The sequence below is a fragment of the Nocardia beijingensis NBRC 16342 genome, assembly GCF_001612785.1.
Taxonomy (GTDB): domain Bacteria; phylum Actinomycetota; class Actinomycetes; order Mycobacteriales; family Mycobacteriaceae; genus Nocardia; species Nocardia beijingensis.
The window spans coordinates 57106-76553 of the sequence record NZ_BDBC01000045.1 but is presented as its reverse complement, the minus strand read 5'-3'; the positions used below and the strand labels follow the sequence as shown (position 1 = coordinate 76553).

The window sequence follows — 19448 nt, the reverse complement described above, 5'->3', positions numbered from 1 at the left end:
GTCGGGGCGATCGGGAGGTACGGTGTCCGGCATGGAGCGAGCACCGCGGGGCGTCGATCCGAACCTGCCGAACTCCGCCCGGGTCTACGACTATCTCCTCGGCGGCAAGGACAACTACGAGGTGGATCGGGCGGTCGCGCACCGCATGCTGTCCATCGCCCCGGATACCAAGACCCTGGCGTGGTTCAGCCGCCAATTCCTGGTGCGGGCGGTCCAGTCGGCCGCCGAGGCGGGGATCCGGCAGTTCATCGATCTCGGCGCTGGTATCCCGACCTCACCGAATGTGCACGAGGTCGCCCACAAGGTCGATGCGTCGGCGCGCGTGGTCTACGTCGATTTCGACCCGGTCGTCTACGCGCACTGCAACGCCCTGCTGGCGCACGCCGACGGCGTGACGGCGATGCTCGGTGACGTTCGCCGTCCGGACGACATCATCGAGCGGCTGATCAGCGGGGGTGCGATCGACTTCGCGGAGCCGGTCGCGATCACGCTCGTCGGCGTCCTGCACTTCGTGATGGACGACGAAGGTCCCGCCCGGATAATCGCTCGGCTGCGGGAGGTCATGGCTCCGGGCAGCTATCTGGCGTTCACGCACGGCTCCGACGACAGCGATCCGGATTTCATCAGCCAGTCGTCGTCGGATACCGCGAAATCCTCGGCCCAGGTGGTCTATCGGTCCGCGGCCGTGGTCGAGTCGTTCTTCGAGGGGTTCGAGATGATCGAGCCCGGTGTGGTTCCCCTGCAGCAGTGGCTGGGCGACGACCTGCCGGAAACCGCGCTGGTGCTGCTCGGCGGGGTGGTCCGCAAGGCGCGGGACGCGCGCGCCGACTAAGGTCGGCGCATGTCCGAAATCGCCACTCTCGCCGACCGGCTCGCCATCGTCGATGTGATCACCAAGATGTTCGTGTACACCGACCAGAAGCGCTGGGCGGATTTGTCGGCGGAGGTGTTCACCGAAACCGTCGATTTCGACGGCGGGTTCGGCGGGCCGGTCGGCGAGCGTGCCGCGGCCGACATCATCGCGGACTGGCGCACCGGGCTTTCGGACCTCGACGGGGTGCACCACCAGTCGGGCAACCATCTCATCGATCTGGACGGCGACACGGCGCGCGTGCACGCCGACGCCATCGCGGTGCACGTCAAGAACGCCGCGACCGAGGGCAAGACGCGCACGTTCGTCGGCAGCTACTCCCTCGGGGTCGAGCGCACCGCGCAGGGGTGGCGGGTCAACCGGTTCCACTACCACCTGAAGGTGATCGACGGGAACGCCGACCTGGTCTGATCCGGCGACGGCCGATCGAACTGCTCAGCAGGCAGGCCGCGGTTGTCGACGGGGCGCCCTTGCAGGTCTCCACGCCGGCGTGGCCGGCCACCGGCGAGCGCAGGGAATCAGGGGCAGGCCCGGACTTCACATCGCTGCGCCGCCGGCTCATCGAGCAGTACCGTAAGCCGTTCGACCAGCTCTTCGGCGATCGGAGGTGCGAGCCCAGCTGGGTGACCCGGACGTGACGTTCGCGCTGACCAGCTCGTCGGCCCGGTCGTCCTCGCCAGGCTGGTCGGCCTCGAACCGATCACCCCGGCGGATTGCGCACGGCTTGGTGGACGACTTCTCGGCGGCCCGCGCGAGCGACCGCCCTGCGGCCGGGCGGCCGGGGCGCGCGGACGAGACCGATGCGGACGGCAGGTAGCATCGGCGTGCTCGGCGGACGACGAGGAAACCGGTGAAACTCCGGTGCGGTCGCGCCACTGTGGAAAGCCAGACCCTCCCCGGCGAGCAGCGAACCCCCGATGGGCGCGTCACCCGAGGAAGGCTGTCACCCGTGATTGTGCTGTTGTCCACGTCCGACACCGATCTGCTCAGCGCCCGCGCCAGCGGCGCCGACTACCGGTGGGGAAACCCGGCTCGTCTCCTGGTCGACGACCTGCCCGCCTTGCTCGACGGCGCCGACCTGGTGATCGTGCGCGTCCTCGGCGGCAAGCGGGCCTGGGAGGAGGGGCTGGAGGCGCTGCGGGCCAGCGGAATCCCGCTCGTCGCGCTCGGCGGCGAGATCGCCCCGGACGCCGAGCTGATGGAATGCTCCACCGTCCCCGGCGGCGTCGCGGCCGACGCGCACAACTACCTGGCCGCCGGTGGCCCGGAGAACCTGCGTCAGCTGCACAATTTCCTGTCCGACACCGTGCTGCTGACCGGCAACGGCTTCGAGCCGCCGATTCAGCTGCCCAGCTGGGGTGAATTGGATCGGGTCGCGGCCGAGCGTGCCGATGGGCCCACCGTGGCGGTGATCTACTACCGTGCCCAGCATCTGGCGGGCAACACCGCCTACGTCGACGCACTGTGCGCCGCGATCGAACGGGCGGGCGCGCAGGCGCTGCCGCTGTACTGCGCGTCGCTGCGCACCGCCGAACCCGAGTTGCTGGAAACCCTGCGCCGCGCCGACGCGCTGGTGGTGACGGTGCTGGCCGCGGGCGGCACCAAACCGGCCACCGCGTCCGCCGGTGGCGAGGACGAGGCGTGGGATGTCGGCGCGCTCGCCGACCTGGACGTGCCCATCCTGCAAGGGCTGTGCCTGACCACCGGGCGCGCCCAATGGGAGGCCAACGACGACGGCCTGTCACCGCTGGACGTCGCCACCCAGGTCGCGGTGCCGGAATTCGACGGGCGGATCATCACGGTGCCCTTCTCGTTCAAGGAATTCGACGCCGACGGCCTGTCCACCTACGTCCCCGACGCCGAGCGCGCCGCACGGGTCGCGGGCATCGCGACGCGCTACGCACGGCTGCGTCACATTCCCGCCGAACGCAAGCGCGTCGCCGTCATGCTGTCGGCCTACCCCACCAAGCACGCCCGCATCGGCAACGCCGTCGGCCTCGACACCCCGGCCAGCGCGATTCGCCTGCTCACCGAAATGCGCGCCGCCGGTTACGATCTCGGCGCGCCCGGCGAGATCCCCGGCCTGGACGAACAGGACGGGGACGCGCTGATCCACGCCCTCATCGCCGCCGGAGGCCAAGACCCCGACTGGCTGACCGCCGAGCAGCTGGAGGGCAACCCGATCCGCATCGGCGCGGCGACCTACACCGCTTGGTTCGACACCCTGCCCGCCGACCTGCGCGACGCCGTCGTCGACGCGTGGGGCCCGCCGCCGGGCGAGCTGTACGTCGACCGCTCCGCCGACCCGGACGGTGAGATCGTCATCGCCGCGTTGCGTTTCGGCAATGTCGTGCTCATGGTGCAGCCGCCGCGCGGTTTCGGGGCGAATCCCGTCGCCATCTATCACGATCCCGACCTGCCGCCCAGCCACCACTATCTGGCCGCCTACCGTTGGCTCAGCGCGCCCGACGGTTTCGGCGCCGACGCGATGGTGCATCTGGGCAAACACGGGAACCTGGAGTGGCTGCCGGGTAAGACACTGGGCATGTCGGCCTCCTGCGGCACCGATGCCGCACTCGGCGACCTGCCGCTGATCTACCCGTTCCTGGTGAACGACCCCGGCGAGGGCACCCAGGCCAAGCGCCGCGCGCACGCCACCCTGGTCGACCATCTGATCCCGCCGATGGCGCGCGCCGAGACCTACGGCGACATCTCGCGGCTGGAGCAGTTGCTCGACGAGCACGCCAATATCTCGGCCCTCGACCCGGCCAAGCTGCCCGCCATCCGCCAGCAGATCTGGACGTTGATGCGCGCCGCCAAGATGGACCACGACCTCGGCCTCACCGAGCGTCCCGACGAGGAATCCTTCGACGACATGCTGCTGCATGTCGACGGCTGGCTGTGCGAGATCAAGGACGTGCAGATCCGCGACGGTCTGCACGTGCTCGGCACAGCCCCGGCAGGGGAGAGCGAACTCGACCTGGTGCTGGCCATGCTCCGCGCCCGTCAGTTGTGGGGCGGCGAGCGCACCGTGCCCGGCCTGCGCGAAGCCCTCGGGCTCGACGAGTCGGGAGGCGAGGCGCGGGAGCGTGTGGACGCCGTCGAGGCTCGCGCCCGCGCCCTGGTCGCGGCCTTGCAAGCGGCGGACTGGTCACCGGAGGCGGTCGACGGCATCACCGACGACCCGCAGGTGCGGCTGGTGCTGCGGTTCGCGGCCACGGAAGTGGTGCCGCGGCTGCGGCAGACCGGCGTGGAGATCGACCGCGTGCTGCACGCGCTGGACGGGGGGTTCATCCCGGCCGGTCCGAGCGGGTCGCCGTTGCGCGGTCTGATCAACGTGCTGCCGACCGGACGCAACTTCTACTCGGTCGATCCCAAAGCCGTGCCGTCCCGGCTGGCCTGGGAGACCGGGCAGGCCATGGCGGAATCCCTGCTGGAGCGCTACCGCGCCGACCACGGCGAATTCCCGCGGTCGGTGGGCCTGTCGATCTGGGGCACTTCCGCGATGCGCACGTCCGGCGACGACATCGCCGAAGTGCTCGCGCTGCTCGGCGTCCGGCCGGTCTGGGACGAGGCCAGCCGCCGCGTCCGCGCGCTCGACGTCATCTCGCTCGCGGAACTCGGCCGTCCCCGCATCGATGTCACGGTGCGCATCAGCGGGTTCTTCCGCGACGCCTTCCCGCACGTGCTCGCTCTGCTCGACGACGCGGTGCGCCTGGTCGCCGACCTGGACGAGCCCGACGAGTCGAACTACGTCCGCGCGCACGCTCGGGCCGATCTCGCCGAGCACGGTGACCAGCGGCGCGCCACCACCCGGATCTTCGGCTCCAAGCCCGGCACCTATGGGGCGGGCCTGCTGCAGCTGATCGATGCGAAGAGCTGGCGCACCGACGACGATCTCGCCGAGGTCTACACCACCTGGGGCGGCTACGCCTACGGGCGCGATCTCGACGGCGCGCCCGCAGCGGAGGACATGCGCGGCGCGTATCGCCGGATCGCCGTGGCGGCCAAGAACACCGACACCCGCGAGCACGACATCGCCGACTCCGACGACTATTTCCAGTTCCACGGCGGCATGGTCGCCACGGTGCGCGCGCTCACGGGCAGGAATCCGGAGGCCTACATCGGCGACAGCACGCGCCCGGACGCGGTGCGCACCCGGACGCTGTCGGAGGAGACGGCGCGGGTGTTCCGGGCCAGGGTGGTGAACCCCCGCTGGCTCGAAGCGATGCGCAGGCACGGCTACAAGGGCGCGTTCGAAATGGCCGCGACCGTGGACTATCTGTTCGGCTACGACGCCACCACCAACGTGGTGGCCGACTGGATGTACGAAAAGCTGTCGGAGAGCTACGTTTTCGACGAGGTGAACCGAAAATTCATGGAGCAGTCCAATCCTTGGGCGCTGCACGGGATCGCCGAACGGCTGCTGGAGGCGGCGGAGCGGAAGCTGTGGGAACACCCCGAATCCGGCACGCTCGATCGGCTGCGGCAGGTCTATCTGGAGACCGAAGGGGAGCTGGAGTAGCGTCCGCGGTCATCGCATTTTCCGGATTCGTCACGAAAAACACTGGTGCGCAGGACATTTCGGACATCGCCAACTGTCCGAACCGGTGATGCGCAACGTCTATAATCGCTAGTGTTTCACGGCTGTACCCAGGTAACGACAGATCGATTCTGCTGAGGATGGGAAGGCTCATGACGTTCAGGAAATTGGTTGCGACCACGCTGCTGACCATTGCCGCCACCGGCGTGACCGCGGCGACCGCGTACGGGCAAGCGGACATCGATGGCGCCGCGGTGAGCGACGGCAACGAGATCGGCTACACCGCGACCGTCGCGCCGGACCGGTCGAGCGCCGCGGTCACGCTCACCGCAGGCTCGTTCACGGTCACGCCGCACGGAAGCATCGCGGTGCTCGGATCCGACGGATCGCTCGTGGCGTCCGTGCCGACGGCCGTGCAGTCCGTCTTCGGCCAGCAGGTCGAGGTGGCGCCCGATATCGACGCGACCGGCACGACGCTGACCTTGACGCCGGTGGGGGCCGCCGTCCCGGAACCCGGCGCGCCGCAGTTCATCGGTGACGCGACGACCACATTGGGCGGACTGGCGATCGGCTGCGCGATCGGGGCGCTGATCGGCCTGGTCTTCTTCGTCGTGGGGGTCTTCCCGGGCTGCGTGGTCGGCGGTCTCATCGGCGCCGCCGCGGGCGCCGTCCGGTAACGCGGGACCGACCGGTATCGGGGGATCGGCCGTGCTCAGCGTCGAGCGCGGCCGATTCGACAAGGGTTCCTAGCCCGCCTGGGTCATGCACGGCTCGACTGTGAAGTCGAGTCCGAAATTGTTCAGCGTCACCGGCAGGGGAGCGTCCGGGTTGGGGCGCGGCGTTGACCGCAACCGGAAGTCGGCCGAGGTCAGCAGGTGTGCCAGCAGGGTGCTGGTGACGAACAGCACCAGATTGCGGCCGGGGCAGTCGGCGGGGCCCGCGCTGAACGGCACGAGCTGGGGGTATCGCTCCGCGCGGCCGTCCAGCCAGATCTCCGGGACGAACTGGTCGGCGAACGGCAGCAGGTCGGCGTCCCGGTGGAACGCCGGGACCGCGATCATCAGCGCGGCGCCCGCCGCGATGGTGAAGCGCTCATCGCCCTCGCGCCACTCGGTGTCGGCGGTGATGTCGCGCAGCAGGATGGGGGTGGTCGGCCACAGCCGGACCGACTCGAGCACGCAGGCGCGCAGATAGCCGCGCAGGTCGACCCGCTCCGGATCGACGGCGTCGGCGAGCGCGCGGGCCTGGTGCTCGGGATGGGTGCTCAGCACCGCCAGCGCCCGGCTCAGCGCGATGCCCGCCGCGTCGAAGGCGAACAGCCAGTGCGGTATCTGCCCGACCGGATCGGTGGCCCCGCCCGCGGGAACCGCGGCCAGCGCCCCGGCGAGACTGTCCGCTGGAGCGGACTCCACGTGGCGATACAGCCGATTGGTGAACTGGTCGCGCTGCCTGCGGTGCGCGGGGGCCAGGAAAGACCAGTTGCCCGCCGAGCGCAGCCGGGACAGTTCGTCGGTGAGCACGGTGTCGTCGCGTCCGCGCTCGCCGAGCACGATCCGCCGCACCAGCCGCCACCAGCGCGTGGTGAACTGCCGCGCGTCCAGGTGGCCGCGGTGCAGGGCGGACAGGATGATCTCGCGCGCCTCCTCCGCGATCGCCTCGGCGAACGGCCCGGCCAGGCGATGCAGCGGCTCGGCCGAATCCAGCGCCGCCTCGTTCACCGCGCGGCGCTGGTCGCGGATCGGTCCCTCCGACAGCAGCACACCGTGCGGCTGGAACTGGCGCAGCGCGGCGCGCTTCTCCCGATTGGCCGGGCTGAACGGCATCGGCGCGTCGGCCAGCACCCGTCCTACGTCATGCGGATCGAGAACGACCACGATCCGGCGGCCCGGCACCACGAGTTCGACCGGTCCCGCGCCGAACTCCCGCCGCAGTTGCCGCACCCGCTCGATCGCCCTGGCGTCGGCTCCGGTGCGTTCCAGCAGGCCAAGCATCGGCCGGCGCCGTGCGATGACGCCCGAGGCGACCGAGGCGAATCCGAGATCCGCCAACGCCGCCACCGCGGGCACGCCCACCAATCGGTGTTCGCGGTTTTCTGCCATACGGCCTCCTCCCGGTGCGCACAGGTCGACACGGTGCCGACGACCGGTCACATACCCGGCGACGCGGGGTCGAAACCGCGGCGGGGGCCGAGCGGCGCCGATGCGGCGCCGGGGAGGCTCAGTTCGGCGCTTGGGTCTCGTTGACCGCGAGCGCGTCCTCGACGGAATCGAACACCGTGAGCAATCGGTCCAGCGCGGTCACCTCGATCGGCCTGCGCGCGGCGTCGCTTGGCACGACCCGCAGGCCACCGGAGCCGGTGGCCTCCGAGGCGGCCAGCAGGACGCTCAGCCCTGCGGAGCCGAGGAAACCGACGTTCGTCATGTCCACCACGACCGCGCCCGGCGCGTCGCGCAGCGCCTCGTCGAGCGCCGATTGCAAGCGGGGCGCCGACGCCATGTCTATCTCGCCGTGCACACTGACGACCACCGTGTCGTCCGCCGACCGCACCTCGACCTCCAGCGCTCGGGGCGCGCTTTCGGAACTCACAATCCACCTCCCGTGCCGGCGACGCGTCCTCGGCAGTACGCCACGTCGACCTCCGCTCCGGTTCGCGTCTCGTGCGCACCGGGTAGTGGCGCAGAGAGCGAGCATTCCGCGGCCAACTTACCCCATCGCGGCCGGGGGTAATCACACTGAGCGTCGGGTAGCCCCGCGGACCGCGCGGTATCGCGCGGCCGGGCGGGGCCGTCGCGCTGGTCGGGAAACAGCGATGGCGACGGGCTCCGGATTCGATGCTCGCCCGGCGGACGTGTGCGTCGTCACGACACGGCTGTGCGCGGGCGCACAGAAGAACCGCCGTGACCCGAGCAACCTCGAGTCACGGCGGCGCTGTTTCCAGCAGCGTCGGGACGCCGCCTCCGCAGTGGCCCTATTCCGGCCAGGTGCCGGTGAGCGATTCGTAGCCCGTCGCGCCCGCGCGGTCGATCGCGGCCTTCACCAGGCCGAAGACGGCCCCCTGCAATGCCGCGGCGAACAGCACCTCGCGCCAGGAATGATCCGGCGCGGTCGACGACGGAGCCTGCCGTTCGCCGGTGATCTGCTTCCACACCTTGGTGAACACGGCGTTCGCCGCGAGACCGCCCAGCACGCTGATCAGCAGGCCGAGTGGTTTGTACAGCGTCTTCATCGCCGCCTCCGCACGATCTGCCACACCAGGGCCGCGAGCACCCCCGCGCCGATGGCCGCGGGGATCGGGTAGGCGCGCAGTGCGCCACTGGCCTGCCTGCCGCGTTCGGCCACCGGCTCGGGTGTGGCCGCCACCGCTCGGTGGGCGAGGTCCGCCGCGCCCGTCCTGGCCTGCTCGGCCTTGTCCGCGACGGCGAGCGCCGCCTCGGACGCCGCGTGCTGGGTCGCCGCTACGGCCTCCTGCGCCTTCTCCTTGCCGCGCGCTGGCACGTCGAGCTTGTGGCCGAGCTCCTCGACCGTCCGGCCGAGATCCGCCCTGGCCTGATCGCGGTCGCGTCGCAGCGCCGCGACGTCGTCGGTGGGTCCTCCGGCCCCGGGTCGGCTGTCACTCATCCCCGCCTCCTGTCCTTGATCACCTCGATGTCCTCGCGCACGCCCTCGACCGCCTCGCGCGGGATCGGCGGATTCGCCTCCTCCACGCTCTTCTTCCCGGCCAGTCCGAGCACCGCCGCGACCACCAGCAGCGCGCCGGCGACGATCAGCGCGGACGCCCAGCCCGGCAGCACCTCGGTGAGCCCGAGCACCGCCGCGGCGACCAACGCCGCCCCGCCGTAGAACGCCAGTAGCGCCGCCACACCCGCCAAGCCGGCTCCGAGGCCGAATCGCTTGCCCTTCTCCCGCATCTCGACGCGGGCGAGCTGCAGTTCGTCACGGATGAGCCGGGACAGCTGGGTGGTGGCGTCCTCGACCAGCTCGGAGACCGACCGCGAGTTCGCGGGCGGGCGAACCTGTGTCGTCTCGGTCATGAGACCTCCTTCGGCATGTCACACCTCCTGCCCGGCGACTACCCGCGCGTCCGGATTCCAATCGGACGCGGTGGCCCGCGTCGGCGCGGCACTCGGCATCGCCGAAACGGGCTCGGAGGCTCGCGACGTATCGGAAACCGTTGCGGTGCAGGCGGAATCGCTACGGGGTCAGTCGAGGTAGGGGCCGATATGCGGAATCGCGTCGACCGGGTGCCTGGCTGGCAAGCCCGCGCCGATGTCCTGGAAATGCCACGCGCCGTCGGTGCGGCGCACTCGGCCGAGCACCAAGCCGGTGTGCGAGCCGCCACCGGTCAGCTCGTGGCGGGCGAGCTGGGTGCCCGCGACGGTGTCGATCACCCGGCAGTACGCGTTCGCGATCCGCTCGAACGTCTGGCCGGTGTAGCAGGTGATCAGGAACAGCACGGTCGTCACCTGCGCGGAGATGCGGGACAGGTCGACGGCGATGATCTCGTCGTCACCGGCGCCTTCTCCGGTCATGCTGTCGCCGTGCAGGCGGACGGCCCCGTCGGTCGAGCTGAGCTGCTCGTGGTAGACGACATCGACGAGCCGGTCCACGGCGAAGAGCAGGGCCGCGACGTTGAGATCGATCTCCTCGCGACGGCCGAAGAAGCGCGAACGCCCGGCCGGATCCCAGCCGAGCGCCACGGTGACATGCTCGAGCGGAACGCCACGCTCGTCACGGAGTTCGGTGCGCATCGGTGTCTCCTCCGCATCGGACGGCGAACAGGCCGGGACCATCGAAACGACTTCGGCGGACGAGCAGCGTACCCGTCTTCGCGTCGAATATGGCGAGAATCCAATCCGCGCGACGCAGCGCCGCGAAGTCAAGGCATGCGGGTTGGCACAGAGCAGGTGCGCCGAGACCGCCATGCAGGTCGATCCACGCACGGTCGCACGCTCGGGGAGTCCCCGGTCCGTGCGCGCCCCGAAGCCGCGGCGCGACCGCGCCCGGAGCGGCCGGTCGGAGCAGGTGACCGGCGATGACCGGTACACGGCCGTGCCGGGTGGATCTGGTCGATCTGGCGTACCCGTACGCGATGGACGCGGTGGCCCAGATCGAGCGCAGGCGCATCGAAAACCGGCTCGATATAGCCGATTCCGGGACCGCTGCGGCGTTCACGGCGGTCGTGCGTCGGATCCGGGAGACGCTGGCGGCGCTCAGCGCGACCGCCGCGGTGAATCCACCCCCTACGCTCGAGTGGAAGATCTTGCGGGCGATCGACGACTCGGCTCCGGAACCTCGGCGCGGTCGCGGTGCGCCGAGCGAGAGGTCCGGCCTGCGCCGCCTCGCGCGGGTGGCCATCGGGGCCGTGCGTGTGCCGCGCGGGTGGCCGAGCTTATCGCGCCCCCGGCGCCGGTTACGCTCGGCCGGACCGTGGGTGGACCGGGCGCGCGATCCCGGGTGACCGACCTGCCGAGTCGCGGGACCATGACCGTGCCCGTTTCGGACCGACTCGCTACGGTCGGGATCACGGTCGACGCGGTCGCCCCTGCCCGGATTGAACGGTGTCGCCGCGGGTGATCGCGGCGCACGGCCACCGGCGGACTCAGTTGAGCGGTGCTCCGGTCGCCGGTGTGGCGGGCGAATTGCCCGGCTGGTCGCAGCCTTGGAGGGTCGCGCGCGCCACCTCCTCGACGACGTCGCCGATCTCCCCGCGTGCCCGCAGCGCCGCGATCTGCCGGTGCGCGCCGTTGCCGCGCGCGAGCAGGCGGGCGAACGCCTCGTCGACGAAGCGGCGGTCGCCCGCTTCCTCCAGCGCGGGCGCGGCGTGGTCGATCAGCCGGACCAGCAGGTCGGGCACGGGCGCCACCGTTCCGTCACGGGGATCGACACCGTCGCCGGTCAGACCGGAACGTGCTGCTTTCCAGTACGCCGCCCGCAGCATTTCGGCGGACACCTGCGGCGCGGCGCGGCCCGCCGCGAGCGATCTCTCCGCCATGACGACGATGGCGCGCACCAGCGCGGCCAAGAGCGCGGTCTCCTCGACGGTGGCCGGAATGTCGCTCACCCGGATCTCGACGGTCGGGAACGAAACGGAGGGACGGACATCCCAATAGACCATCTGCTTGTCCAGGATGCTGCCGCTGTTGAGCATCATCGCGACCATGGCCTCGTAGTGACGCGCGGATTCGAAGTACGGCGGTGGTCCCGCGCTGGGCCAGCGGCGCCACAGGATGCTGCGCCAGCTGGCGAAGCCGGTCTCGGTGCCGCGGTAGATGGCCGAGTTCGCGGTCATCGCGAGCAGGTGCGGCAGCCAGGGCCGTAAGTGATTGCTGACCTGGATCGCGGTCTCGATGTCGGGGATGCCGATGTGCACGTGACAGCCCGACAGCCCCTGTTCGTGGGCGAGCATGCCGAAGTTCTCTTCGATGCGCTGGTAGCGCGGGGTCTCGGTGACCGGGAACTCGTGCGGGATGGTGGGCGGGATGCCGACCGCGAGCATACGGGCGTCGTTGCGCTCGGCGCAGGCGGCGATGCCGCGGCGCAGTTCGCGCAACTGCCCGTGCAGTGCCTCGATATCGGTGTGGACCGCGGTGCTCGTCTCCACCTGACAGCGGGTGAGCTCCAGTTGCAGGTCGATGCCGAGGTCCTCGGCGGTGCGCGCCACCTCGACATTGCGTGCCAGCGGTTCGCCGGTACGCGGATCGACCAGCAGGAACTCCTCTTCCACTCCGATGGTCAGCCGCCCATCGTCCATGTACCGGCAATACCCATGGGCGGGCGAGCTAGTCACCGCAGGGATCGCCCATCGGTAGCCAGCCGCGTGCGGCGTGGTTTGAGCGGCCGGAGGACGGCAACGCGGACGACAAGGGGGCTGCGGGAGAAGGAGTTGTCACATGTTTCGGATCGCCGCAAGTTTCGCCGTGACCGGGGGTTTCGCCGCGCTCGTCGCCGCCGGGGCTGGGGTGGCCGCTGCGGAACCAACACTGACGGCGGACACCAGGGAGGACGGCGCCATCGCGGTGGGCAGCACGCCGCCGTCGGAGACCTGGAACTGCGTGCTGGTCGGCTCGGCCGAGGAGGCCGGTCCCCGGGTGGACGTGGCCGGGACCGGGGAGACCCGCGGCGGCTTCGCGGAGGGCAGCACCGTGGCCGCGGCCTGTGCCGGGCCGCAGTGGCCGGTGGTGGCCGTGACCACCGGTGTCACGTCGCTGGAGGAGGCCGACTGATCCGCACCTCCCATGGGCGGTGCTGCGGGAACAGCGCGCGGCGGGTGTCGCTGGATAGTCTCGCCCCATGCGGATCGTCGTCCTCGGCTCGGGCATCTCCGGTCTGTCCACCGCGGCCGAATTGCTGCGGGCTCGGCACGAGGTCGTGGTGGTCAGCGCCGAGCCGATCACGGCGACGACGTCCTTCCTGGCCGCCGCGGTGTGGTTTCCGACCGCCGCGGGCCCGGCCGATCGAGTTCTGGCGTGGAGTGAGACGACCTTCGAGCACTTGGCGGGGCTGGCTGCCGCCGGCGCGCCGGGGGTGCGGATGTGCGCGTCCATGGCGTTGTATCGCGAGCGGCCATCGATTCCGGCGTGGTCGCGGTCGGTGCGCGCGTTCCGGCAGGCCGATCCGGCGGATCTGCCTCCCGGCTACGGATTCGGCTTCCGCTTCGAGGTTCCCTTGGTGGAGATGCCCACCTACTTGCCGTTCCTGAGCGCGCAGGTGGACGCGGCGGGCGCGCGCCGCGTGCTGCGTACCGTGCGACGGCTCGACGATCTCGCGGACCTGTCGCCGGATGTCGTGGTCAACTGCGCCGGTCTGCGCGCCGCCGAGCTGGTCGGCGATCCGCACGCGTATCCGATCCGCGGGCAGATCGTCCGGGTGACGAATCCCGGGCTGTCGGTGTCGGTCCGCGACGAGGCGCATCCGCTCGGCCGCGCCTACGTCCATCCGCGCGCCGACGACTGCGTTCTCGGCGGTTCGCTGGACACCGGCGCGTGGGACACCGCCCCGGACCCCGGCCTCACCCGATCGATCCTGCGGCGCTGCCGCGACCTGGTTCCCGGCCTCGCCGGCAGCGAGGTCTTGGACACCGTGGTCGGCCTGCGCCCTGGTCGCCGCGAAGTGCGCGTGGAACTGGACACCGCGGTGCTGCCCGGCGTACCCGTCGTCCACAACTACGGCCACGGCGGCTCCGGCGTCACCATCGGGCACGGGTGCGCGGTGGAGAGCGCCGCGCTGGTCGCCGCCCTGTGAGCGGCCGTCGATCCGGTCCGGATCAGTTGGCGTAGCTGCGCGCCACCACCGAGTTCAGCGTCTCCAGGAATTCGCTCAGCACGCCGGGCTCGACCCGCTCGCGCGCCGGGCGCCGCCCGGGAATATCCGTCGCGGGCACGGCGAGGCCCGCGTCGACACTGTCGCGCAGGACGGCGTGCACCGCTTCGATCGGGATGCCCGCCTGGGCGCATCGGGTCGCCGCGTGCTCGAACCTGCCCAGGGCGAGATTTCCCGCGGCCTCGGCCGCGTCGACCAGGACGAGGGCCAGTTCCAAGCCCATTCTGAGCAACGCGTCGGGACCGCCGCGATGGTCGCCACGATCGAATCTCGCGGACACTTCGGCGATGTCCCGATTTTCCTCGTGCGGGCCGATGTTCATGGCCCTCCCTCCGCGCGGCGACCCTGGTGCCACCGACGTTACGACGGGGATCGAAAGAATTCGACCGCGCGATTACGACTTGTGAGGCTTCACAGCGGCGCCCGGCGCGGTTCGGGTGGTGTCCCCAACCGAGGGCTCGAACCTCGGCACGCCGACCCGGTCAAGTTACCGTTGGGTACTTTCCGCGATCGGGGAGGGAAGGAGTCACATGTCCATCACCGATTCGGCAGGCCCGGATCTGACCCTGTCGGGCCGCCCGGCCAGTTCTTCACTGCGGGATGTGCGGAATCTGTCGCGCAAGATGGTCGGTCATTTCATCGAGACCGTCGCGCACTGCCGGACGCTCCCCGGTGAGGCGCTCAACGGCGACATCACCAACATCACCCGCCTGTGCCTCGAACTGGCCGTCAGCATGCTCGACGGCACCGACATCCCGGAGAAGACCCTCCTGCTGCGCAACGCCGCCGCGGGCTGGGCGCGGGAGGGCATTCCGATCGACACCATCCACCACGCCGTGCACGAGGGATTCAAACTCGGCTTCGACCTCATCGTCGCGAACGCGACCGCCGCGGACTTCGACAGTCTCAAGGAGATCAGCCGCCGCCTGCTGGAGATCCTGGACACCATCACCTCGACCGTCTCGCGGGCCTACGTGACCGAGTTGCGCGCCGTGGTCGGCGAGCACCACACGGCCGCGCACACCCTCGCCTCTGCCCTGCTCGGCGGGCACCCGACCTTCACCATGGCCCGCGAATGCGGAATCCAGATTGCCGACTCGTATTCCGTTGTCGCCCTGGCCATCCCGCCGCACCCGGAGGAGCGCAACCCGCATCTCGACGGTGCGGTGGTCGCGCGGCGGAAGCTGCGCAGGGTGCAATCCGAACTCGCCACCCGCTGCGGCGAAACGGTGTTGTCGCTGCTGAGCGTCGACGGCGGCACCATCCTGCTGCCGTCCGCGTCGCCGGAGGACAAGGCCTTGGACGAACTGGTGGACGGCCTCGGCCGCGCCGCGCAGGTGCCGATCGTCGCGACGGTGATCGCCGCGACCCCGGTCGAGGTGCCGACGGCCGCCGACCGCGCGCACGAGCTGCTGGACATGGTGCAGCGGCTGCGCTGGACCCGCGGGCTGTTCCGCTTCGACGACCTCGCACTGGAGTATCAGCTCACCAGGCCCGGACCGGGACTGGAAACCCTGCGCACCCTGCTGGACCCACTCGACGAGCATCCCGAACTACTCGAGACGCTCAAACGCCATATCGGCACGAACCTGAACCGGCAGCGCACGGCGCGATCGCTGCACATCCACACCAACACCGTGGACTACCGGCTCAAGCGCATCGGTCAGCTCACCGGTTTCGACCCCGCCCAGGCGTCCGGGGTGTGGTACCTGCGCGCGGCTCTGGTCGCGCGCAGCTACCGGGATTCCGAGGGCCGAGCCCCGATCGGCGCGTGGCCGGGAGCGGCCGCGGTCCCGTCATAGGCGCGCCGACTCGCCGTCGCCGAGCAGGGCATGGACCGTCTCCGGGGTCCAGTGCCGGTCGGCGCCGGGGCGAGTGGCGAGATACTCCGCGGTCGTCCGGGCGGACCAGCCGTGTGCCGCGCGCAGACCCGCCGCCAGATACCGCAGGTACGCGGCGGCGGGCGGATTGCCACGGACGTCGCGGTACCGCCAGGGGGCGGTGAAGGTGAGCACCGGGTACCCGGCGTGCGTGCCGGCGCAGACCACTGTTTCGTAGCGTCCTGGGCCGAGAGTCGCCGTGCCGTGCGCGATCGCCTCGCGGAGGTCCACCGCCGTTCCGGGAGGGCGGTACATCTCTTGCGCGACGATGTCGGAGAACTGCGCGGCGGTGAGCAGGTGGGCGTGCACGGCCATCTCGCCGGGGCAGCGGGGATCGTAGAACGCGCGGCCACCGGTCCAGGTCAGCGATTCGGTGGCGAAATACAGCACGCCGCGCAGCAGGAGGGGCATCGAGCGGATCGGATCGGCGTGGTCGCGGCAGCCGGGCAGGGTGAGCGTTCCGCCGTCGGGCCTGCCACCGCGAAGATAGGTGCGCAGCCTGGCCAGGCTCATATTCGAGCCGTACGCGGCGTACCAGACCAGATCCGTGCGTGGAACCGCGTTCCGGCGCGCGTCCGGTCGCATGCGGTGCGCCTCCGCGCCGCGTGTGCCTTCGGTGTGCCGCTCCCTCATGGCATACATTCTCGGCCGTTCGCGACGCCGCGCCACCTCCGTCCGGGTAACCGACGCCCGCCTGCGCTCCGCACCGGAACCCCGCGACGGGTGGAGTCCGCTCGTCGTGCCGCCCTCGGACGGACGTGCGGCGTGGTCGGCGGACGGTTGCCGGAGCGACCGCGCCGACCCTCCGCGAGATGCCGCGGATCCGGCGGCACGAGCCCGGTGTTGCGCGAATACAGGTCGCCGGACCGGCAGTGCCGATACACCGCAGGAACGAACGGTGGGGCACCTAGCCGGGCGCACCGCGTCGGCCGTCGCCCGCCGCGCACCGCGCCAGCAGTTCCGCCGGCCCGGACGGGGGCGCTTGACGACGCCAGATGGCGCGGAACTTGCGGGTGAGGACGACGGAATCCGCGGTCTTCACCTGCACGAGGGCTCCACTGTCCAGATCGGCTTCCGCGATCAACCGGCTGAGCACCGCGGGTGCGGCCCCGGCCCGGGCCGACGCGACGATGGCCGCCGCCGAGCCCAGTTCCGCGGCCGGGCGGGCGGGCTGACACTCCGCGCTCAGGATTTCCCACACGGTGTCGCGGGTGCCGGACCCGGGCTCGCGCCACAGCAGGGGAGTGGTGGCGAGCTCGCGCAACATCACCGGTCGTCGGCGGCGGGTCCACGGGTGGCCCGGCGCCACCACGACGACGAGTTCGTCCGTGCCGAGCACCCGGCTGCCCAAGCCCGGCGGCGGATGCGGCCCCTCGACGAAACCGATGTCCGCCCGTGCGTCGCGGACCAGTTCCTCCACTCGCCGGGTGTTGTCGACTTCGAGGGAGATCCCCACCTCGGGGTAGTGCTCACGTAAAGCGTTGAGCCATCGAGGCATTCGATGGTCGGCGATGGTCTTCGACGCGGCGATCCGCAGCCGCGGCACCTGAGTGGCGTGCAGGGCCGCCACACCCGCGCCGAAGGCTCGCGCCGCCTCGAGCACCGGTCGCGCATGCCCGACGACCGCGCGCCCCGCGTCGGTGAGCGCCGATCCGGTCGGGCCGCGATCCAGCAGCCGCAGCCGGAGCCGTCGCTCCAGGGCGCTGATCCGCATGCTCGCGGCGGGCTGGCTGATGCCGTGCCTGCGCGCCGCCGCGCCGAGGCTGCCCAGCTCCGCGACGGAGACGAGCAGGTCGAGCACCTCCAGATCGGGCGTTCCCGGCGGCAGCGTCATGGGCAGATTATGGGCGTCGTGGGCGGCGCGGCATCCCGCACCCCATCAGCGCGCCTTATGACGTGCTGTCATACCGACGGCTACCCGGACGGATCGGCTGCCGCGATCGTTGTCGAAATGACGCATCTTCGCCTGCACGGTCCGGGCCTGCTGGCGGCGGCCGGGCTCGCCACCGCCGCGACTTTCCTGGGCACGGTGTGGCCCGTCCTCGGCGCGCCCGTGCTCGCGCTCGCCGGTGGCGCGGCGTTCGGCTTGGTCGCGCGCCGCGTCGGCACCGAGCGCTTCGCTCCAGGGCTGGCCTCGGCTCAGCAGCGACTGCTCGGCGCCGCCATCGCCCTGCTCGGTCTCGGTTTGCCCGTCGGCGCGGTGGTCGGCGTGGGGCGCGGCACGATGGTCGTACTGATCGGCACCCTGCTCGTCGGCGCGCTGGCCGCGCTGGTCGTCGGCAGGTTGCTGGCCCTGGACCGGGAGTCCGCCCTCCTGGTCGCGGTGGGCACCACCATCTGTGGCGCCTCCGCGATCGCCGCAGCCACCGCGGTCATCAAACCCGATCGCGATCGCGTCGCCTACGCTCTCGGCACCATCTTCGTCTTCAACGTGGTGGCGGTGCTGGCTTATCCGCCGCTCGGCCACTTGCTCGGCATGTCCGAGGAGGCATTCGGTCTGTGGGCGGGCACCGCCATCAACGACACGTCGTCGGTGCTCGCCGCCGGGATGGCCTACGGCTGCGCCGCCGCGCGGTTCGCCGTCATCGTCAAGTTGGTGCGCAGCCTGGCGATCATCCCGCTGTGCGTCGGACTGCACCTCGGAGCCAGGGACGACTCCGGCGGCACGCCGCTGTGGCGCACGATCCCGCTGTTCGTGGTGCTGTTCCTGGCCGCGTCGGTCCTCGCCGCCACCGGTGTGGTCCCGTCGTCGTGGACTGCGGCCCTCGGTCACCTCAGCGCCTGGCTGATCGCCGCCGCCTTGGCCGCCGTCGGCGCCACCCTCACCCCGCAGCGCCTGCGCACCGCAGGACACCGACCCCTGTTGTTCGGCGGCATCCTCTCCGTTGTTCTCGCGATCTCCAGCCTGGCCCTGCAATTCGCCACCGGCTGGCGGTGAGCGGGGAAGCCGCGGTCGGGGAGTCGGGCGCCGAGGAATCCGGCATCTGTGCCGCGTAGCGGACGCATCACGGCCCCGGCTCGGCGCTACGTCCGTAGGCGTACTGGCGAACCGTTCCGCGGTCGGATGTCGTCGCTGGTGAACGGGCCTACCGTTGCCCTATGACGTGGAACGAGATGAGTCAGAGCAAATATGTGCGGCTGACGACTTTCAAGAAGGACGGGACGCCGGTCGGCGCACCCGTTTGGGTGGCTCCCGATGGTGACCGCATCGTCGTGTGGACCAATCCCGGGACCTGGAAGGTCAAGCGGATCCGTCGCAATCCGGACGTCACGCTGCAGATCTGCGACGGGCGCGGACGGCCGACGGGGCAGGAGGTCCTGGCAGGCAGCGCGCGCATTCTCGACGCGGAGGGCACGCAGCGCGTGCGCGACGTGGTCGCGGACAAGTACGGCGTCATCGGCAAGCTCGCCATTCGCGGGCACAAGCTGCTGCGCGGCGCGGACGCGTCCGTCGGGATCGCGATCGTTCCGAAGCCGGCGGACGATCCGGCCTAGGCCGACTCGGCGAGCGCCGCCGAGCGCCAGATGTCCGCGAGATCGTCGAGCGGGAGCGCCAGTGCCTGCGCCAGTGCCACCACGGTGCCGAACGCCGGGGAGGGCAATCGGCCGGTCTCGATCTTGCGCAGCGTCTCCGGTGAGATGCCCGCGGCTCGGGCGACGTCGGTGAGTTCGCGGTCCGCGCGGGCCGCGCGCAGGGCGGAGCCGAGGCGGCGGCCCGCTTCGATCTGCGCGGGAGTCAACGGAAGGCGGACCATGCGCTCAGGCTACGGACGGCGGTTCGGCGTCGCAAGACCGGATTGGTATTAAAATACCGTCGCCGCTAGGGTGGTATAAA

Annotated in this window: 21 protein-coding genes; 10 read left to right on the top strand and 11 right to left on the bottom strand. The window is 70.9% G+C overall.

Features of this window, described 5'->3' with window-relative positions; translation table 11 throughout:
- Nucleotides 1–31 precede the first annotated feature (31 nt).
- The 4 genes from NB3_RS23855 (at nt 32) to NB3_RS23840 (ending at nt 6091) form a co-directional block, all read left to right on the top strand.
- A complete protein-coding gene (locus tag NB3_RS23855) occupies nt 32–832 on the top strand; it encodes an SAM-dependent methyltransferase (RefSeq protein ID WP_067807672.1) in 801 nt (266 codons plus the stop codon).
- A 9-nt stretch (nt 833–841) separates the two neighbouring features.
- Entirely contained in the window at nt 842–1282 is a 441-nt protein-coding gene (locus NB3_RS23850; protein WP_067807669.1) for a nuclear transport factor 2 family protein, read from the top strand.
- A gap of 538 nt (nt 1283–1820) precedes the next feature.
- Nucleotides 1821–5396: a cobaltochelatase subunit CobN gene (cobN, locus tag NB3_RS23845; protein ID WP_067807666.1), complete on the top strand. Its 3576-nt coding sequence runs from the start codon at nt 1821–1823 to the stop codon at nt 5394–5396.
- Between the two features lie 170 nt (nt 5397–5566).
- Nucleotides 5567–6091, top strand: a complete 525-nt coding sequence (locus tag NB3_RS23840) for a DUF8020 domain-containing protein (protein ID WP_067807663.1) — start codon at nt 5567–5569, stop codon at nt 6089–6091.
- Between the two features lie 69 nt (nt 6092–6160).
- Here NB3_RS23840 and NB3_RS23835 read toward each other — a convergent pair whose 3' ends face one another.
- The 6 genes from NB3_RS23835 to NB3_RS23810 all read right to left on the bottom strand — a co-directional run bounded on the left by NB3_RS23835 (nt 6161) and on the right by NB3_RS23810 (nt 10162).
- Entirely contained in the window at nt 6161–7513 is a 1353-nt protein-coding gene (locus NB3_RS23835; RefSeq protein ID WP_067807661.1) for a cytochrome P450, read from the bottom strand.
- 118 nt (nt 7514–7631) lie between these two features.
- Nucleotides 7632–8000 (bottom strand): STAS domain-containing protein, encoded by a 369-nt coding sequence (locus NB3_RS23830; RefSeq protein ID WP_067807659.1) that lies wholly within the window; start codon nt 7998–8000, stop codon nt 7632–7634.
- A gap of 382 nt (nt 8001–8382) precedes the next feature.
- Nucleotides 8383–8640: a DUF4235 domain-containing protein gene (locus tag NB3_RS23825; protein ID WP_067807656.1), complete on the bottom strand. Its 258-nt coding sequence runs from the start codon at nt 8638–8640 to the stop codon at nt 8383–8385.
- Nucleotides 8637–9032 (bottom strand): DUF3618 domain-containing protein, encoded by a 396-nt coding sequence (locus NB3_RS23820; protein ID WP_067807652.1) that lies wholly within the window; start codon nt 9030–9032, stop codon nt 8637–8639. The genes NB3_RS23825 and NB3_RS23820 overlap by 4 nt, the downstream gene beginning before the upstream one ends.
- Complete coding sequence (locus tag NB3_RS23815) at nt 9029–9445, bottom strand: phage holin family protein (protein ID WP_067807646.1); 417 nt, start codon at nt 9443–9445, stop codon at nt 9029–9031. Before NB3_RS23815 ends, NB3_RS23820 begins: the two co-directional genes overlap by 4 nt.
- Before the next feature lie 168 nt (nt 9446–9613).
- A complete protein-coding gene (locus tag NB3_RS23810; RefSeq protein ID WP_067807643.1) occupies nt 9614–10162 on the bottom strand; it encodes a TerD family protein in 549 nt (182 codons plus the stop codon).
- 284 nt (nt 10163–10446) lie between these two features.
- On the opposite strand from NB3_RS23810, the gene NB3_RS23805 reads away from it, so the two are divergent.
- Nucleotides 10447–10872: an RskA family anti-sigma factor gene (locus NB3_RS23805; protein WP_157111978.1), complete on the top strand. Its 426-nt coding sequence runs from the start codon at nt 10447–10449 to the stop codon at nt 10870–10872.
- Nucleotides 10873–11013: 141 nt separating this feature from the next.
- Here NB3_RS23805 and NB3_RS23800 read toward each other — a convergent pair whose 3' ends face one another.
- Nucleotides 11014–12165 (bottom strand): carboxylate-amine ligase, encoded by a 1152-nt coding sequence (locus tag NB3_RS23800; protein WP_067807637.1) that lies wholly within the window; start codon nt 12163–12165, stop codon nt 11014–11016.
- Nucleotides 12166–12304: 139 nt separating this feature from the next.
- Here NB3_RS23800 and NB3_RS23795 point away from each other — a divergent pair, with 139 nt between their 5' ends.
- Both NB3_RS23795 and NB3_RS23790 read left to right on the top strand, forming a co-directional pair.
- Complete coding sequence (locus NB3_RS23795; protein WP_067807634.1) at nt 12305–12637, top strand: hypothetical protein; 333 nt, start codon at nt 12305–12307, stop codon at nt 12635–12637.
- 67 nt (nt 12638–12704) lie between these two features.
- The gene (locus NB3_RS23790) at nt 12705–13655 is read left to right on the top strand and encodes an FAD-dependent oxidoreductase (protein WP_067807632.1); all 951 of its coding nucleotides are present in this window, start codon (nt 12705–12707) and stop codon (nt 13653–13655) included.
- A 22-nt stretch (nt 13656–13677) separates the two neighbouring features.
- Here NB3_RS23790 and NB3_RS23785 read toward each other — a convergent pair whose 3' ends face one another.
- Nucleotides 13678–14055, bottom strand: coding sequence for a hypothetical protein (locus tag NB3_RS23785; protein ID WP_067807628.1), 378 nt, complete (start codon nt 14053–14055; stop codon nt 13678–13680).
- Nucleotides 14056–14263: 208 nt separating this feature from the next.
- Between NB3_RS23785 and NB3_RS23780 the strand changes: the two genes are divergently transcribed.
- Complete coding sequence (locus NB3_RS23780) at nt 14264–15535, top strand: PucR family transcriptional regulator (protein WP_067807623.1); 1272 nt, start codon at nt 14264–14266, stop codon at nt 15533–15535.
- Here the strand turns inward: NB3_RS23780 and NB3_RS23775 are convergent.
- Nucleotides 15530–16246, bottom strand: coding sequence for a histone deacetylase (locus NB3_RS23775; RefSeq protein ID WP_244892047.1), 717 nt, complete (start codon nt 16244–16246; stop codon nt 15530–15532). The genes NB3_RS23780 and NB3_RS23775 overlap by 6 nt on opposite strands.
- Before the next feature lie 274 nt (nt 16247–16520).
- Nucleotides 16521–17447 (bottom strand): LysR substrate-binding domain-containing protein, encoded by a 927-nt coding sequence (locus NB3_RS23770; RefSeq protein WP_067807620.1) that lies wholly within the window; start codon nt 17445–17447, stop codon nt 16521–16523.
- A 117-nt stretch (nt 17448–17564) separates the two neighbouring features.
- Between NB3_RS23770 and NB3_RS23765 the strand changes: the two genes are divergently transcribed.
- Nucleotides 17565–18551 (top strand): YeiH family protein, encoded by a 987-nt coding sequence (locus tag NB3_RS23765; RefSeq protein ID WP_067807617.1) that lies wholly within the window; start codon nt 17565–17567, stop codon nt 18549–18551.
- Between the two features lie 161 nt (nt 18552–18712).
- A complete protein-coding gene (locus tag NB3_RS23760; RefSeq protein WP_067807614.1) occupies nt 18713–19108 on the top strand; it encodes a PPOX class F420-dependent oxidoreductase in 396 nt (131 codons plus the stop codon).
- On the opposite strand, the gene NB3_RS23755 is transcribed toward NB3_RS23760, so the two are convergent.
- Nucleotides 19105–19368 carry a helix-turn-helix transcriptional regulator gene (locus tag NB3_RS23755; RefSeq protein ID WP_067807610.1) on the bottom strand — a complete coding sequence of 88 codons (264 nt, stop codon included), beginning with the start codon at nt 19366–19368 and terminating at the stop codon, nt 19105–19107. The genes NB3_RS23760 and NB3_RS23755 overlap by 4 nt on opposite strands.
- Nucleotides 19369–19448: the final 80 nt, after the last annotated feature.